This window comes from Kineococcus aridisoli (genome assembly GCF_050871885.1).
In the GTDB taxonomy this organism is placed as follows: Bacteria; Actinomycetota; Actinomycetes; order Actinomycetales; family Kineococcaceae; genus Kineococcus.
The window spans coordinates 1-15,086 of record NZ_JBJLSF010000052.1 but is presented as its reverse complement, the minus strand read 5'-3'; the positions used below and the strand labels follow the sequence as shown (position 1 = coordinate 15,086).

Here is a 15,086-nt window from a genome sequence, read left to right as displayed (position 1 = left end):
CGCACCGGTGGCGCCGGCGCGCCGTTCCTCAGCCGCTCACAGCCACTTCTTGGCGCGGAACACGACGTAGAGGACCGTGCAGACCAGGACGATGACGGCCAGGACGACGAAGTAGCCGTAGCGGGTGCCCAGTTCCGGCATGTGCTCGAAGTTCATGCCGTAGATGCCGGCGATGGCCGTGGGGACCAGCGCGATCGCGGCCCACGCCGAGATCCTGCGCATGTCCTCGTTCTGCTGGGCGGTGACGCGGTTCTGCCGGACGCTGACCTGCGTCAGGTGGGCCTGCAGGACGTCGGTCAGCAACCGGTCGTAGCCGTCGATGGCGTCCGCGGCGCGCAGCAGGTGGTCCAGCACGTCGCGGTAGTAGGGCCGCTTCTCCTCCGCGACCGCGGTGGCCCGCGGGCCCACGGGACCACCCTCGACGAGCCGCTGCAGCGGGTTCACCAGCGGCACGACGGCGCGCTTGAACTCCAGCACCTCCCGCTTCAGCTTGTAGATGCGCTCGGCGTGCTCGTCCTCCCCGCCGCTGAAGACCTGCTCCTCGATGTCCTCGACGTCGACCGCGATGGCCTCGACGACGTCGCCGTAGCCGTCGACGACGTGGTCCAGCAGCCGGTACAGCACCGACGCCGGGGCCGGTGCGGGCGGCCCGCCGGGCAGCGGCACGTCGAGGTCCACCTCCCCCTCCTGCAGCCCCAGCGCGCCGAGGTCCAGCTCGGGCACGTCGAGCTCGGCGCGGACGTCGGCGACGACGGAGGACTCGCCGTGGCGGACGGTGATGAGGAAGTGCGCCCCCAGGAACACCGCGACCTCGCTGATGTCGACGACCTCGTCGTGGTCGACGTAGCGGACGGGTTTGAGGACGGCGAACGTCAGGTCGGGGTACTGCTCGAACTTCGGGCGCTGGTGGGCGTTGATCGCGTCCTCGACCGCCAGGGCGGGCAGGCCGAAGGGGACCGCGAGGCGCTGCAGGTCGCGGGCGCTGGCCCCGTGCAGGCCGATCCAGACGAAACCGCCGTCGGAGCGGGCGGTGGACAGCGCGGCGTCGAGGTCGGAGACCTGCCGCTGGCGCCCGTCGGCGTGGTAGAGCTTGCAGGCCACCACGGGCAGCTCCGCCAGGGCACCCCGGGCGCCGACGGTGGCCACGCCCTCCGGCCGGCCGCGCTCCGCCGCTCCCGGCCCGTCGGCGCGCCGGGACCGCCGCGGTGCGGAGCGCGGGGACGGGCGGGACGGCACGGCGGGCCTCCTGGGCGGGCGGGCTGGGCGGGCGGGCTGGACGGGGCCGGGCAGCGCCGGGACCGACGTCGATCGTAGGTCGCCAGCCCGCCGGCACCGCCTCACGCGCGCTCGAGGCTGAACCAGACCACCTTCCCCGAGCGCCCACCGTCCGCGTCCTGCCGCACGCCCCACGCGCTCGCCCCGCCGTCCACCAGGCGCATGCCCCGCCCGTTGAGGGCGTCGTCGTGCTCGGTGAGCACCTGCGGCGGGCGGTCGTTGCCGTCGTGCACCTGCACGAGCAGCCGGTCCCCCGAGCTGGTCACCGTCACCCGCGCGTCGCTGCGGCCGTGGACGACGGCGTTGGTCACCAGCTCGCTCGTCAGCAGCTCCGCCGTCGAGGCGTCGTCCTCGCCCCAGCCGCAGCGCGCGCACACCTCCCGCACGACGGTGCGCGCCTCGCGCGCCGAGCGCGGGTCCGGCGGCAGCACGATCACGCGCGTGGTCGAGGGGCCCTCGTCGGCCGCGGGCGCCGCCTCCCCCGCCGCGGGGGCCGCACCTCCCGCGGGGACCTGCCCGGCGCCCGCGGCCGCGACGAGCAGCAGCGCCGTGCGGTCGTCCTCGCCGCCGCCCGCCCCGACCGACAGCAGCTCCCCGCACAGCGCGTCCGGCTCGCTCGGGTCCCCGGTGGCCAGCACGCCGGCCAGGCGCTCGGTGCCGCCGCCGGTGCCGCTCGCGCGGTCCTCCACGACCCCGTCGGTGTAGAGCAGCAGCGCGGCGCCCGCCGGCAGGTCCAGCACGTGCTCGCCGCGCACCGCCGCGGGGTCCACGCCGAGCAGCAGGTCCCCGTCCGGCAGCAGCTCGACGCGGCCGTCGGGGTGGCGCAGCAGCGGTGCGACGTGCCCGGCGCTCGCCCAGCGCACCCGCAGCCCTCCCGAGCCCCCTCCCGAGCCCCCGCCCGGGTCCCCGCCCGCACCTCCCGCCGCGCCCGTGCCCACCAGCACCAGCACCGCGGTCGCCAGCGTGCCCGGCTCCAGCGCGCAGACCACGGCGTCGAGGCGGTCCAGCAGCCGGGCCGGGCCGTCCCCGCTGTCCCAGCTGACGCCCCGCAGCAGCGTGCGCACCTGGTTCATCGACGCGGCCGCGACCTCGTCGTGGCCGGTGACGTCGCCGACCGCCACGACGAGGTCGCCCGCGCGGTCGGTGAAGGCGTCGTACCAGTCCCCGCCGATGCCCGCCCCCTCGGCCGCCGGGGTGCAGCGCACCGCCAGGCGCACCCCCTCCGGCGAGGGCAGGTGCCCCAGCACGCTGCGCTGCAGCTCCCGCGCCACCCGCGCCACCGCCGCCGCCGCGCGGCGGGCGGCGCGCGCCTCCAGCACCCGGTCCAGGGTGGGTGCGCAGTGCGCCGCGAACGCCTCCAGCAGCGCCACCTCCTGCTCGGTGAACTCCCCGGGCCGCTCCCAGCACACCGCGAGGCTGCCGACGACCTGCGAGCCCGCGAGCAGCGGCAGCAGCGCCCACCGCTCGCGGCCGGTCAGGTCCACGACCTCCGCCATGCGCGGGTGCACCCGCTCCGCGGCCGCGCGGTCCGGCACCAGGACCCGCACCCCCTCGCGCGCGGCCCGGCACGCCGGCAGCGGGCTGTCGTGCGGTTCGTGCTCGTAGCGGGCGCGCAGGTCCGGCCCGAAGCTCGTCGACAGCGCCAGCCGCCAGCCGCCGTCGTCGGCGCGGGTGACCACCCCGCAGCCGTCCGCGCCCAGCAGGGGCAGGCCGCGGGCGACCAGCGCCTCGTGCACCTCGTGCACCGTCGTCGCCGCGCTGAGGTCCAGCGCCAGCAGCGCCAGGTCCGCCAGCCGCCGCGCGTCCGCCGGCAGCGGGCCCTGCCCCTCGTCGCCATCCACCTCGGGGACCCCCTCGCCGTCCTCACCGTGCGAGTGCCGGCGCCGGAGCGGCGTCGCCGCCTCCGAGTGTGGACCACACCGGCGGGCCGCGCGGGTCGGACGGACGGGTCGGGCGGGACGGTGCGGGCGGGACGGGTCAGGCGGTGCGGTGCAGCACCATGAGCGTCAGGTCGTCGGTCGGCCCGTCGCCGACGTGGCGGGCGACGGCGGTCAGCACCGCGTCGGCGACCGCGTCGGCCTCGCGGGTGGCCAGCGGCTCCAGCGCCGCCAGCAGCCCCTCCTCGCCCAGCAGCCGGCGCCCCCGCCCGACGGCCTCGGTGACCCCGTCGGTGTAGAGCACCAGCGCGCTGCCGGGCGGGAACGGCACCTGCACGTCCTGCACGACCACGTCCGCGAACGGGCCCAGCAGCATCCCCGGCGAGCCCACCAGCCGCGCCGGGCCGCCGGGCGGCAGCAGCACCAGCTGCGGGTGCCCCGCCAGCGCCAGCGTCGCCGTGTCCCCGCCCGGGGTCAGCTCCACGGCGGCGACCGTGGCGAAGCGGTCGTCCAGGGCGTCGTGCACGGCGTCGGCCACCAGCCGCAGCAGCGCCGCGGGGCTGCTCGTGGCCCCCGCCACCCCGCGGATCGCCCACCGCAGCGCGGCCGTCGTCGCCGCGGCCCGCGGGCCGCGGCCGGAGACGTCGCCGATGACGGCGACCGCCGCGCCGCCCGGCAGCGTCCGCAGGTCGTAGAAGTCGCCGCTGACCTCGCCGCGGCTGCCGTCGGCGCGGGTGGCCGGCTGGTAGCGGACGGCGACCTGCAGCCCCGGCACCACGGGCAGCCGGTGGGGGACCAGCTGGCGCTGGAGCTGGTCGCTGAGCGTCGCGGCCTCCGCGTGGGCGACGTCGCGGGCGGTCTGCGCCTCCACCCGGCTGGTGACGTCGCGCTGGACGGCGACGTAGTGGCGGACCTCGCCCGAGGGGCCGGTCAGCGGTGACAGCGACAGCTCGTTGAGGAAGGGGCTGCCGTCGCGGCGGCGGTTGGGGATCACGACCGTCCCCGCGCGCCGCTCGGCCAGCAGCCGCCGGACCGCCGCGGCGGGGCCGCTGGCGTCCAGCCCGAACTCCTCCACCCCCTCCTGCAGGAAGCGGCAGTTGCGGCCCACGACCTCGGAGGGCAGGTAGCCCGTGGTGAGGGTGAAGGCGTCGTTCACCCACACCACCGGGGCGTCCGGCAGCGACAGGTCCGCCACGCACACGGACTGCTGCACCGCGCGCAGCGCGCGCAGCAGCACCTCGTCGAGGTCCTCGCCGCCGCGGACCAGGGTCAGGTCGCCGCCGGCTGCGCGGCGGACGGGGACGTGCTCCATCCGGCCATCCTCCCCCGCGACCGGCCGGCGGGTCGCGCCGGTGCTCCGTCCGGGGGACGGCCCGGGGGACGGGCCCGACGGGGGTGGGGCGGGCTCAGGCGCACTCGCGCGGGGCGTCCGCGGCGACCTCCAGCAGCTCGGCCCGGTGCGCGGCGTCGCCCGCCGCGAGCCCCCCGCCCGCCCCGGTGGGCACCGCCACGCCGGTGCGCACGAGCTCGGCGTTGACGTCGATGCCGTCGTCGGTGGTGAACCAGCCCGGGCCGCCGGCCTGCGGGGCGTCGACCCGGACGCGCTGGCCGACCGGCAGCAGCTCCAGCAGCGCCGAGACGTACGCGTCGCGGCAGCCGGCCGCCACCTCGACACCGGCCAGCGCCACCTCGCGCCGGCCGGTGGCGGCGTCGGCGACCACGGGGACCGGGCCCGCGGCGTAGGCGACGACCTCGGCGGTCGCGGGGGCGCGGGTCGTCGCCGACGGTGCGGGCAGGCCCGGCAGCCCGGGGGAGGCGGTGCCGGTGCCGCGCACGCCCTCGACCAGGTGGCGCTGCACGAGCAGGGGGTTGGGCTCGACCTCCGGGCGGGTGGCGGTCCACAGCCCGGTCAGCGCCAGCGGCACGAGCACCAGGGCGGCCGCCGCGAGGACCTTCTGCCGGCGGGTGACCGGCGGGGCGACGTGCGCGACGCCCGCGCTCACCGGCGGGCGCTCGGCGGGGGCGGGCTGCGCGGGGGGCCAGGGGGCGTCCCAGCGCACGAGCTCGCCGGCGCCGTCGACGTCGACGCGCAGGGCGTGCCCGCGCGCGGAGTAGCGGACGTCGAGGGCGACCACGCGCCACGGCGGGCCGGCGCTGCGGTGCACGGCCACGACGACGGCCCGGCCGCCGGAGTGCGCGCTGCTGCCGGTGCCCCGCAGCTTCACGAAGTCGCCGGGCCGCAGGTCGGCCAGGTCGGGGACGAGCACCCCCGTCCATCGGCCGCGCGGCCCCGCCCCTGAGCGCCCCTGCGGACAGCGCGGTGGTCTTCCACGTGACACCGTGGAAGATCACCGCTCGTCCACAGGAGGGGGTCAGGAGGTGGGGGCGTCGCCGCGGGCGTTGTAGACGACGGCGCCGGTGGCGGCCACGTGGGCGGCGTAGTCGCGGTAGACCTCCAGCGCCTGCTCGCGCAGCACGTCGGTGACCACGGCGATGCCGCGGGCCTCGAACTGCTCGGCCCAGTCCTCGCGCACCGGGCCCTCGTCGAAGCCGGTGATCTCCTCCAGCTCCGGGCCGGAGCCGGCGACGACGAGGGTGCGCACCCCCGACCACAGCGTCGCGCCGTAGCACTGCGCGCACGGGCGCCAGTTGACGACGAGCTCGCGCCGGGCCCCGCCGGCGCCCAGGTCCCAGGAGCCGGTGCGCGCCTGGGCCAGGGAGAGGGCGGTGACCTCCGCGTGACCGGCGGAGATGCCGCTGGCCAGCACGACGTTGACGCCGACGGAGAGCACCTCGCCGGTGGTGGAGTCGGCGACGAGGGCGGCGAAGGGTCCGCCGCCGCCCTCGCGGAAGGTGCGGGCGGCCAGGCGGTGCACCAGGGCCATCCGCTCCTGGTGGTCGGGCAGCACCTGCGGCACGTCGGCCAGCTCGTGCTCGATCCAGTCCGGCAGGGCGAGGGTGAAGGAACGGGTCAGCGCGCTGGTGTCCACCCGCGCACCCTGCCAGGGCGCCCGTCCGGGTGGTGCGGCGCCCGGGTGCTGAAGACCGGGCGGGCCGGCGCCGATGGACCGGGCAGCGCGGTCCGCCGCTGGGGCGGCCGCCGGGACCACCGGGAGACGGCATCCATGTCCACCTTCGACGAGGCTCCGGCCGACCCGCCGCGCGGCGCGCAGACCGTGGCGCCCGTGCAGGCGTCCGCGCTGCAGTTCGCGGCCTCCATCCTCGGTGAGGGCGGCTACACCCCCGAGGCGGAGCTGAAGGGGACGCTGAGCGCCCCGGCGCGCGTGCAGGAGCCCGTCGCGGCGCCCGCCGCCGAGCCCGTCGCCCAGCCGGCTCCCGTGCCGGCTCCCGCACCCGCCCCCGCCGCCGAGTCCGTCGCGGCGCCCGCGCCGCGGCCCGAGCCCGTCGCGCAGCGCGTCGAGGATCCCGTCGCGGCGCCCGTCGCGGAGGGTCCGCGCAAGGGCTTCTGGGCGCGCCTGGTCGCCAAGCTCACCGGCCGCGGCTGAGCCGCCCGCCCGGTCTCAGACCAGGGCGAAGTCGGGCAGCAGGCTGCGCGGGACCGTCTCCGCGGGCCGCAGCACCGGCTGGGCGCGCGCCGACCACGCGGCGTAGCGCCCGTGCAGCACGAGCCGGTCGCGCGTCGTGGGGCGGTCGGTGCGGTGCAGACCGCGCGGGTCGAGGAACACGACGGTCCCCGCCGGGCCCAGCGCGCTCGTGCAGGCGTCCTCGCCGAGCAGCGCGCGCAGGGCGGCGTCGTCCAGGTGCGCGGAGCGCTCCAGGGCGCGGACCGCGCGCGGCACCGGACCGCGCCGCCGGTGCGAGCCGCGCACGTAGTGCAGCGGGCCGGTGCCGCCGTCGACCGCGGTCAGGTGCAGGTGCACCTCCAGCGCGCCGGAGCACTCCGAGCGCTGCCACGGGGCGGGGTGCGAGGCCGCCGCGGCCAGGCCCAGCCGGCCGTTGACGTCCCAGATGACGACGTCGCGCCGGCAGTGCGCGGCGGCGATGCCGGCGACCTGCGGGTGGCGCAGGAAGCGCGCGTAGGGGTCCTCCGGGTCCACGGGCGGGGAGGCGCCGAGCAGGTCGACGCGGTGCGCGTCGCCGCCGGCGAGCGGGTCGCCCGCGAGCGCGCGGCGGCGGCGGACGATGTCCGCGGACTGGTCGGCGACGAGGTCGTCGGTGCGCGAGAGCACCTCCTCCAGCAGCTGCGAACCCGGCGCCAGGGCGCTGGTGCTCGTGCGGGCGATGCCGTCCCGGCGCAGGTCCTCGACGACCCGCGCCGCCTCGCCGGACAGCTGCACCCCCCGCGTGCGCGACCCGCGCACCCCGCGCAGCAGGGAGCGGGCGGTGGTTCCGGTCACGGGCCTCCTCCGACGGACGTGACCGCACCGTAACAATCCGCATCGTCGAGATCCAGCGACGCAGCGTGATGGGGAGGTGGTCGTGTCGCGGCGGGCGGGCCCGGGCGCCGCGCAGGAGGCACGAACGCGCGGAGCGGCCGCGGGCGCAGTGCCCACGGCCGCTCCGCGGTCGATCGGTCCTGTCGGGCCCGGCGGGTGGGTCGTCAGGTCGACGACGCCCGCCGGGCCCGGCGCGCGAGCCGCGTCAGCGACGCACGCGGCGGCGGCCCGCCACGGCGGAGACGCCGACGGCTGCGAGCGCGACCTGCAGGATCAGCTCGATCCAGTCGATGCCGGGGGTGTCGGCCACACCCAGGGCCCGGGCGATGAACGTGCCGATGATGGCGGCCACGATCCCGATGACGATCGTCCAGATGACGCCGATGTTCTGCCGGCCGGGGAGGACCAGCCGAGCCAGCGCCCCGATGATCAGGCCGACGATGACCGCGGTCAGGAGGGAGATGCCCATTGTCCTTGCCACCTTCCGTGTACCGGCGCCGGTCGGCGCCGCCGCAAGACCGTACGTCCGCGGACGGGTTTCCGCTCGTCGAGATCACCGACGCCGCTCGTCGGCGCATCTGCTTGTGCGCCGCGTGGAGAGCTCCTCACCGAGGGTGATTCGCATCCCGCTCGCGGAGCGGTTCGCGGGGTTCGGGGCGGGTTTCGAGCCGGGTTTCGAGCCGGGTTTCGAGCGGGGGTTCGAGCTGGAGCTCGGGGTGGGGAGTTCGGGGCGGGGTCAGGAGTTCGCCGGCACCTCGCCCGCCGGTTCCGCCGCCAGGAGCGCCGCGACGGCGTCCGCGGTGGCCGGGCGGGCGAAGTGGTAGCCCTGGGCCAGGTCGCACCCGGCGTCGGCGACGGCGCGGGCGAGGGCGGCCGTCTCGACGCGCTCGGCCACCACCCGCAGCGACAGCGCGTGCGCGACCTCGACGACCGAGCGCACGAGCAGGGTGCTGGTGTGCCGGGCGAGCGGGTCCTCGTCGACCAGGCCCGCGACGAGGGCGCCGTCGAGCTTGAGCTCGTCCACGGGCAGCGTCCGCACCGCCGACAGGGGGGCCGCCGCGGAGCCGACGTCGTCGACCGACACCCCGGTGCCGGCCTGCCGCAGCCGCACGAGCTCGGCGTGCACGGCCGGTGCGGCGCCGGTCAGCGCCTCCTCGGTCACCTCCAGGCGCAGCTGCTGCGCGCCGACCCCGGCCGCCGCGAGCAGGGCCAGCACCCGCTCGGCGAACCCCGCCCGCAGGCACCGCCCCGGCACGTTCACCGACACCTGCACGCGCCCGCCCGCCGCGTTCCAGCGGGCCGCGTCGGCCAGCGCCGAGCGCAGCACGAAGTCGGTCAGCGGATCGGCCAGCGCGGTCGCCGTCACGGCGGGCACGAACGTCGCCGGCGGCAGCAGCCCGCGCTCGGGGTGCCGCCAGCGCAGCAGCGCCTCCACGCCCACCACCCGCCCGGTGCGGACGTCGACCGTCGGCAGGTGCACCAGGAACAGCTCCCCCCGGCGGGTCAGCGCCGCGCCCAGGTCCGCCAGGAGCTCCAGCCGCTGCGCCGGGCGCTGCTCGTCACCCGCCGCGTACAGCGCGACGCCGCTGCCGTCGCCGTCCCGCCCGCAGGCCGCGTGCAGCGCCGCGTCCGCCTGCCGCAGCAGCGCCGCCGCCTCCTGCGGGGGCGCGGCGAACCCGCGCTCGCCGCCGCGCAGCCGCCGGGCGTGGTGGCGCGAGGTGACGCCGACCGCGGTCGGCACCTCCACCGCCGCACCGGCCACGGCCAGCCGCCCGGCCAGGGCCTCGCGCAGCCGCCCCGCCACCGCCCGGCCCTCGCGCGCCGACCCGCCGGGCAGCACGACGGTGAACTCGTGCGGGCGGGTGCGGCCCAGCACGTCGCCGGCGCGCAGGACCTCCTGCAGCAGCACCGCCACCTGGCGCAGCAGCTCGTCCGCGCCCTCGTGCCCCAGCTCGGCCTCCAGGTCGGCGAAGCCGTCCAGGCCCAGGACCAGCACGGCCGCGTCCCGGTCCTCGCCGTCGGCGAGCGCCGCGGTCAGCGCCGCGCGGACCCCGGCGGGGGCCACCAGCCCGGTCAGCGGGTCGTGCGCCGCGGCGTGCCGCAGCCGCGCGAGCTCGCGGCCCTGCAGCGCGCCGGCGGCCGGGGCGTGCCGCCACCCGGCGAGGGCCAGCGCCGCGGTGGCGCCGACGACGGCGGCGTGCGCCAGCGCCTGCCGCCACGGGTGCGCGGCGTCGGCGAAGACCAGGTGCGGGTGCAGCGTGCCGACCACCCCCTGCTGCAGCAGCACGAAGGCGGTGCTCAGCAGCACCGGCGCCCACGACTCGTAGAGCACGAGGACCGGCACCAGCGCGACGAAGGCGACGTGCGCCTGCGGGGCGCCGCCGCACAGCTGCACCACCTCGGCGGCGGCCAGCAGCAGGCCCAGCACGGCCGCGCAGGCGCGCAGCCCGTCCGGCGACCAGGCCGGCAGCGAGGGGTCGTCGGCGAACCAGCGGCGGACGGTGTCCAGCTGCGCGGCCAGCAGCGCCACGGCCAGGACCGCGCCCAGGCCCACCGCGTGCACCGGCGAGGTGCCGCGCACCAGCGCGAGCACCGGCACCGCGACCACGAGCGCGAGCAGGACCGCGCAGACCCAGCGGTGGCGCCGCCGCCAGTCGGCGCGCTCCAGCGGCGGGCGGCGCGCGCACCGGGGGAGGGGGCGCCACCGGCGCCCGCGCGGCGACCGGCGGGTGCCGTCGGCCGGCTGCGCGCTCACCCCCAGGGGATCGGCACGGCGCGCCGCGCCCTGGAGCGGGTCCGGGCGGCGGGCGGCCCCCGCCCGTGGCAGGGTGGTCCGGCTCCGCTCGCGGGGCACCACTTCTAGAACACCCTGGGAGGCGTCCGGTGCGGCACCGGCGGGAGGACCTGCTGCCCGAGCCGCGCTGGCGGCGGCTGCTGCGGCGGCTGCCGCCGGGGCTGCGCGCGGGCGGGCGCCCCGTCGTCGCGGGCCGCGTCCTCGTCCTCGTCACCACCCTGCTGGTCCTGCTCACCACCCCGCTGCTGGTGCCCACCGGCCGCGACCTGCTCGTCGTCGCCGCCTCCGCCGCCGGCGCGGCCGCCGTGCTGGCGGGCAGCCTGCTCGTGCCGTGGCGGCGGCTGCCCGCCGCGGCCGCGACCGCCTTCCCGCTGCTCGTCATGGCCGGGCTGGCGCTGCTGTCGCGCACCGGCGTGCACGTCGACGGCGCGTACGCGCCGCTGTTCGTGCTGTGCTTCGTCTTCACCGGCCTGGTGCTGGTGCCCCGCACCGGCTGGGCGCTGCTGCCCGCCGCCGTGCCGCTGCACCTGGTGGTCGCCGGCGGGCCCAGCGCCCCGGCCGCGACCCGCACCGTCGTGGCGGCCTGCGTGTGGATCGTCGTCTCCGAGGTGCTCGCCGACCTGGTCCGCCGCCAGCGCGCCGCCACCGACGTCCTGCGGCGCGACGCGCGCACCGACCCCCTCACCACCGTCGGCAACCGCCGCGACCTGGAGGCGCGGATGCGGCTGCTGGCGCCCGGCGACAGCGTCGTGGTCGTCGACCTCGACCACTTCAAGCAGCTCAACGACAGCCGCGGCCACGCCTGCGGCGACGAGGTCCTGCGCGACTTCGGGGCGCTGCTGGCCCGCGGCCTGCGCCGCGGCGACCACGCCGCCCGCTTCGGCGGCGAGGAGTTCGTGCTGCTGCTGCCCGCCACCCCCACCAGCGCGGCCGTCGACGTCGTGGAGCGCCTGCGCGAGGCATGGGCGGCCGGCGGCGGCGCCACCACCTTCTCCGCGGGCTGCGCGACGCTGGACGAGTCGACCAGCGCCCAGCAGGCCCTCGTCGCCGCCGACGCGGCCCTCTACGCGGCCAAGGACGCCGGCCGCGACCGCACCCGCAGCGCCGCGGCCGCCGAGGGGTGGGGTCCTAGGGTGGGCCCGTCCGACGCGTGATCCCGGTAGACCCCCGTGCACCCGCACCCAGCGAGCAGGAGCGTGCCGTCCATGGCCCCCGCGCAGAGCAGCCCCCCCGCCGTCCACGTCGGCCCCGGATCCTCGCCGGAGGTCGAGGCCGCCGTCGAGCGCGGCGGCGGTCGCCTGGTGCCGCTGGAGGAGGCCGAGGTCCTCGTCGTCGTCGGCGGCCACGGCGAGCTGCCCGAGCTGCCCGCGGCCGTGCGCTGGGTGCAGCTGCCCTCCGCCGGCATCGAGGCGTGGGTGGACAGCGGGCGCCTGGACCGCGAGCGCACCTGGACCTCGGCCACCGGCGCGTACTCCTCCGCCGTCGCCGAGGGCGCCGTCGCGCTGCTGCTGGCGGGCGTGCGCGGCATCGGCCTGGCCGCCCGGCAGTCCACCTGGCGCCCCGAGGCCGTCGGCCCGGTGCAGTCCACGCTGCGCGGGGCGACGATCGCGATCGTGGGCGCCGGCGGCATCGGGAAGGCCATGATCCCCGCGTTCACCGGTCTCGGCGCGAGCGTGCTGGCCGTCACCCGCCGCGGCCACGCCGTCGAGGGCGCCGAGCGCACGCTGCCCGCCGACCGGGTCGGGGAGGTGTGGGAGGCCGCCGACCACGTCGTGCTGGCGGCACCCGCCACCGAGGCCACCCGCGCCCTCGTCGGCGCGCAGCAGCTGGCCGCGCTGGGCCCGCAGGGCTGGCTGGTGAACATCGCCCGCGGTTCCCTGGTGGACACCGACGCCCTCGTGACCGCGCTGGCGGAGGGCACCATCGCCGGGGCGGCGCTCGACGTCACCGACCCCGAGCCGCTGCCCGACGGGCACCCGCTGTGGAGCGAGCCGCGCTGCATCGTCACCCCGCACGCGACCAACCCCTCGCAGCTGCAGAGCGCGGCGCTGGCGGCGCGGGTGGAGGAGAACGTGCGCCGCTTCGCGGCCGGGGAGGACCTGCTCGGGCTCGTCGACCTCGACGCGGGGTACTGACGCGGGACGCCTCGACGTGCGACGGCCGTCGCCGCGCGCCACGGTGGGCGGGTGCAGACCTTCCTGCCCTACCCGGACTTCGCGCGGTCGGCGGCCGTCCTCGACGCCCCGCGGCTGGGCAAGCAGCGGGTCGAGACGCTGCAGGTGCTGCGCGCCCTCGAACTGCCCGACTACGGCTGGGTGAACCACCCCGCGGTGCGGATGTGGCGCGGCTGCACGCCCGCGCTCGTCGCCTACGGGCTGGCGTGCGTCGCGGAGTGGAAGCGGCCCGGGCGCGCCGACTCCACCGAGCGCCTCATCGCCGAGTTCGCCCCCGAGGTCGTCGGTCGGGCGCAGGCCGAGCTGGCGCACCTCATGCCGCCGTGGCTGGGCGACGAGGCGGTCCACCGCAGCCACCGCTCGGCGCTGCTGCGCAAGGACCCCGCCTTCTACCGGCCCGTGTTCGGCGACGGGGAACCCGACGACCTGCCGTACCACTGGCCGGACCCGCCCTCGCTGGACCCGCCCGTGCGCGGTTCCGGCCGGCTGGTGTGGGTGGTGCGGCCCGGTGCGCCCGAGGCCGTCGGGGAGTTCCTCACCGACGGGGTCGTGGGGCTGGGCACCGAGAGCGGCATCGACGTCGACGTGCGGCTGGCCGGTGAGGGTGCGACGCTGCGTCAGCTGCTCAAGGAGGTCCGCCCGGGCCGGCGTCCGGGCAAGGACCTGCGGGTCCTGGACACCTTCGTCAACGAGCTGGAACCCGGTGACGAGGTCGCGCTGCCCATCGAGGGCGAGCGGGCCCTGCTGCTGGGGGAGGTCGTCGGCGAGTACGAGTTCGACGCCCGCAAGGGCGTCGTCGCGCCGCACCGGCGCCGCGTCCGCTGGGGCGGGCGGGTGGCGCGCTCGGACGTGCAGCCCCCCGCGCTGCTGCAGGACCCGCGCAAGCTGTTCTGCGTCGACGTGGCGGCCTGAACACCCCGGCAGCACCCGACCTGGAGGTCCTCCCTCGTGGCAGACACCGCGCTCCTCGACGTCGACGGCACGCTCGTCGACACCAACTACCAGCACTCGATCGCGTGGTTCCGCGCGTTCCGCCGCTTCGGGCTGACGGTGCCGGTGTGGCGCATCCACCGCGCCATCGGCATGGGCGGCGACCAGCTCGTGCCCGCCGTCGCCGGGGAGGGGTTCGAGGCCGAGCACGGCGACGAGGCGCGCAGCGCGTGGACGGAGGAGTTCGACCCGCTGCTGCCCGAGGTGCAGCCGTTCGAGGGCGCGCGCGACCTGCTCGCCGAGCTCGGCCGCCGCGGCTGGACCGTCGTGCTGGCCTCCTCCGGCCAGCAGCAGCACGTCGAGGCGTTCCTCGACAAGCTCGACGCGCGCGAGCTGTGCGAGGCGTGGACCAGCTCGGCGGACGCCGAGGCGACCAAGCCCGCCCCCGACCTGTTCCAGGTCGCCCTCGGCCGGGTCTCCGGGCGCGCCGGCGTGGTCCTCGGCGACTCCACGTGGGACGTGGAGGCCGCCGCGAAGGCCGGCATGGCGGCGGTGGCCGTGCGCACCGGCGGCTACTCCGTCGAGGAGCTGACCGGCGCAGGGGCCAGCGGCGTGCACGACTCCCTGCGCGAGCTGGTCGAGCACCTCGACGACACGCCCTTCGCCTCGCCCTCCTGAGGCCTCGTCCCTCCCTCCGGTGGTGATCTCGCAGGGTGCACCGTGCGAGGTCACCACCGGCGGGCGTGGAGCTGCGGCACGAGCCCCAGCAGCTCGCCGACGCCGAGCTCCAGGTGCAGCGAGCGCCCGAGCACCTCACCGGACCCGACGCCGACGACCGTCCAGCCACGCTCCGCCAGCTGCCCGCGCCGACGGCGGTCGTGCGCCAGGGCCCGGGCCCCCTCGTGGAACTCACGGCCGTCGAACTCGACCGCCAGCCGCCGCGCCGGCCAGCCCAGGTCGAGGCGGTAGCCCGCCACCGGGATCTGCGTGCGTGCCCGGGGGAAGCCCGCGTCGGCCAGCCGCAACCGCAGCCACGACTCGCCCGGTGACTCCGCTCCCGGGTCGGTGAGCGCCACGAGGCGACGCGCCCGCGCCACCCCGCGCTGACCCGGCGCGGCGTCCAGGCGCAGCAGGGCCTGCACCGGGGAGAACAGCCCGCGCCGCGCGGCGAGGTCGAGGACCGCCAGCGCCAGCGGAGGCGGGGCGAAGCGCGCGGTGTCCAGGACCCTGCGCAGCAGCGACGTCACGGGCACCCCGTCGACGAGGACCACGTCACCGGCCAGGTCGGCGGCGAAGCAGCGCACACCGCTGCGGCGGACCGGTGCCGTCCCCGCCGGCACGACGACCTCGACGGGGCGGGCGAGGCCGCGCTCGTGCGGCATCCGCAGGCCGATGCCGTGCACGGCGGCGGCGCTGCGGTGGGCGAGCGCCGCACCCGGGGGCAGCAGGGGTGCCAGGTGGCGCACCCGCACCCCCTCGTCGCCGTCGAGGTCGGCGAGGACGTCGGGGAAGGTTGCGCGGATCGGCACCGCCGCAGGGTGTCTGCTCCGACCGGACCCCCCGCACCCCCGTCCACAACCCCGCCCCGTGCGACCGGCCCCCCTGTGGACACGCGGTGAACTTCCACGGTGCACCGTGG

General features: G+C 78.1%; 14 protein-coding genes. 5 read left to right on the top strand and 9 right to left on the bottom strand.

The window, feature by feature from the left end:
- Positions 1–36: 36 nt before the first annotated feature.
- The 5 genes from ACRYM2_RS14595 to ACRYM2_RS14575 all read right to left on the bottom strand — a co-directional run bounded on the left by ACRYM2_RS14595 (position 37) and on the right by ACRYM2_RS14575 (position 6,142).
- Positions 37–1,236, bottom strand: coding sequence for a magnesium and cobalt transport protein CorA (locus ACRYM2_RS14595; protein ID WP_432523128.1), 1,200 nt, complete (start codon positions 1,234–1,236; stop codon positions 37–39).
- A gap of 101 nt (positions 1,237–1,337) precedes the next feature.
- The gene (locus tag ACRYM2_RS14590; protein ID WP_432523127.1) at positions 1,338–3,116 is read right to left on the bottom strand and encodes a SpoIIE family protein phosphatase; all 1,779 of its coding nucleotides are present in this window, start codon (positions 3,114–3,116) and stop codon (positions 1,338–1,340) included.
- Positions 3,117–3,252: 136 nt separating this feature from the next.
- On the bottom strand, positions 3,253–4,464 hold the full coding sequence (locus ACRYM2_RS14585; protein WP_432523126.1) for a PP2C family protein-serine/threonine phosphatase: 1,212 nt from the start codon (positions 4,462–4,464) through the stop codon (positions 3,253–3,255).
- 94 nt (positions 4,465–4,558) lie between these two features.
- Positions 4,559–5,419, bottom strand: coding sequence for a hypothetical protein (locus ACRYM2_RS14580; RefSeq protein WP_432523125.1), 861 nt, complete (start codon positions 5,417–5,419; stop codon positions 4,559–4,561).
- A 105-nt stretch (positions 5,420–5,524) separates the two neighbouring features.
- The gene (locus tag ACRYM2_RS14575; protein ID WP_432523124.1) at positions 5,525–6,142 is read right to left on the bottom strand and encodes a nucleoside deaminase; all 618 of its coding nucleotides are present in this window, start codon (positions 6,140–6,142) and stop codon (positions 5,525–5,527) included.
- A gap of 135 nt (positions 6,143–6,277) precedes the next feature.
- On the opposite strand from ACRYM2_RS14575, the gene ACRYM2_RS14570 reads away from it, so the two are divergent.
- Positions 6,278–6,658 (top strand): hypothetical protein, encoded by a 381-nt coding sequence (locus tag ACRYM2_RS14570; RefSeq protein ID WP_432523123.1) that lies wholly within the window; start codon positions 6,278–6,280, stop codon positions 6,656–6,658.
- Between the two features lie 15 nt (positions 6,659–6,673).
- Here the strand turns inward: ACRYM2_RS14570 and ACRYM2_RS14565 are convergent, their stop codons facing one another.
- The 3 genes from ACRYM2_RS14565 to ACRYM2_RS14555 all read right to left on the bottom strand — a co-directional run bounded on the left by ACRYM2_RS14565 (position 6,674) and on the right by ACRYM2_RS14555 (position 10,304).
- Positions 6,674–7,510, bottom strand: coding sequence for a phytanoyl-CoA dioxygenase family protein (locus ACRYM2_RS14565; protein ID WP_432523122.1), 837 nt, complete (start codon positions 7,508–7,510; stop codon positions 6,674–6,676).
- A gap of 244 nt (positions 7,511–7,754) precedes the next feature.
- On the bottom strand, positions 7,755–8,018 hold the full coding sequence (locus ACRYM2_RS14560; RefSeq protein WP_432523121.1) for a GlsB/YeaQ/YmgE family stress response membrane protein: 264 nt from the start codon (positions 8,016–8,018) through the stop codon (positions 7,755–7,757).
- A 267-nt stretch (positions 8,019–8,285) separates the two neighbouring features.
- Complete coding sequence (locus ACRYM2_RS14555; RefSeq protein ID WP_432523120.1) at positions 8,286–10,304, bottom strand: EAL domain-containing protein; 2,019 nt, start codon at positions 10,302–10,304, stop codon at positions 8,286–8,288.
- 128 nt (positions 10,305–10,432) lie between these two features.
- Here ACRYM2_RS14555 and ACRYM2_RS14550 point away from each other — a divergent pair, with 128 nt between their 5' ends.
- Genes ACRYM2_RS14550 through ACRYM2_RS14535 form a run of 4 tightly spaced genes read left to right on the top strand, consistent with a single transcriptional unit; the run spans position 10,433 to position 14,125 of the window.
- Entirely contained in the window at positions 10,433–11,497 is a 1,065-nt protein-coding gene (locus ACRYM2_RS14550) for a GGDEF domain-containing protein (RefSeq protein WP_432523119.1), read from the top strand.
- Positions 11,498–11,548: 51 nt separating this feature from the next.
- Entirely contained in the window at positions 11,549–12,478 is a 930-nt protein-coding gene (locus tag ACRYM2_RS14545; protein ID WP_432523118.1) for a D-isomer specific 2-hydroxyacid dehydrogenase family protein, read from the top strand.
- A 51-nt stretch (positions 12,479–12,529) separates the two neighbouring features.
- On the top strand, positions 12,530–13,429 hold the full coding sequence (locus ACRYM2_RS14540) for an MSMEG_6728 family protein (protein WP_432523117.1): 900 nt from the start codon (positions 12,530–12,532) through the stop codon (positions 13,427–13,429).
- A gap of 36 nt (positions 13,430–13,465) precedes the next feature.
- Positions 13,466–14,125, top strand: a complete 660-nt coding sequence (locus ACRYM2_RS14535) for an HAD family hydrolase (RefSeq protein ID WP_432523116.1) — start codon at positions 13,466–13,468, stop codon at positions 14,123–14,125.
- Between the two features lie 50 nt (positions 14,126–14,175).
- Here ACRYM2_RS14535 and ACRYM2_RS14530 read toward each other — a convergent pair whose 3' ends face one another.
- The gene (locus ACRYM2_RS14530; RefSeq protein ID WP_432523115.1) at positions 14,176–14,976 is read right to left on the bottom strand and encodes an endonuclease domain-containing protein; all 801 of its coding nucleotides are present in this window, start codon (positions 14,974–14,976) and stop codon (positions 14,176–14,178) included.
- Between the last annotated feature and the right edge of the window lie 110 nt (positions 14,977–15,086).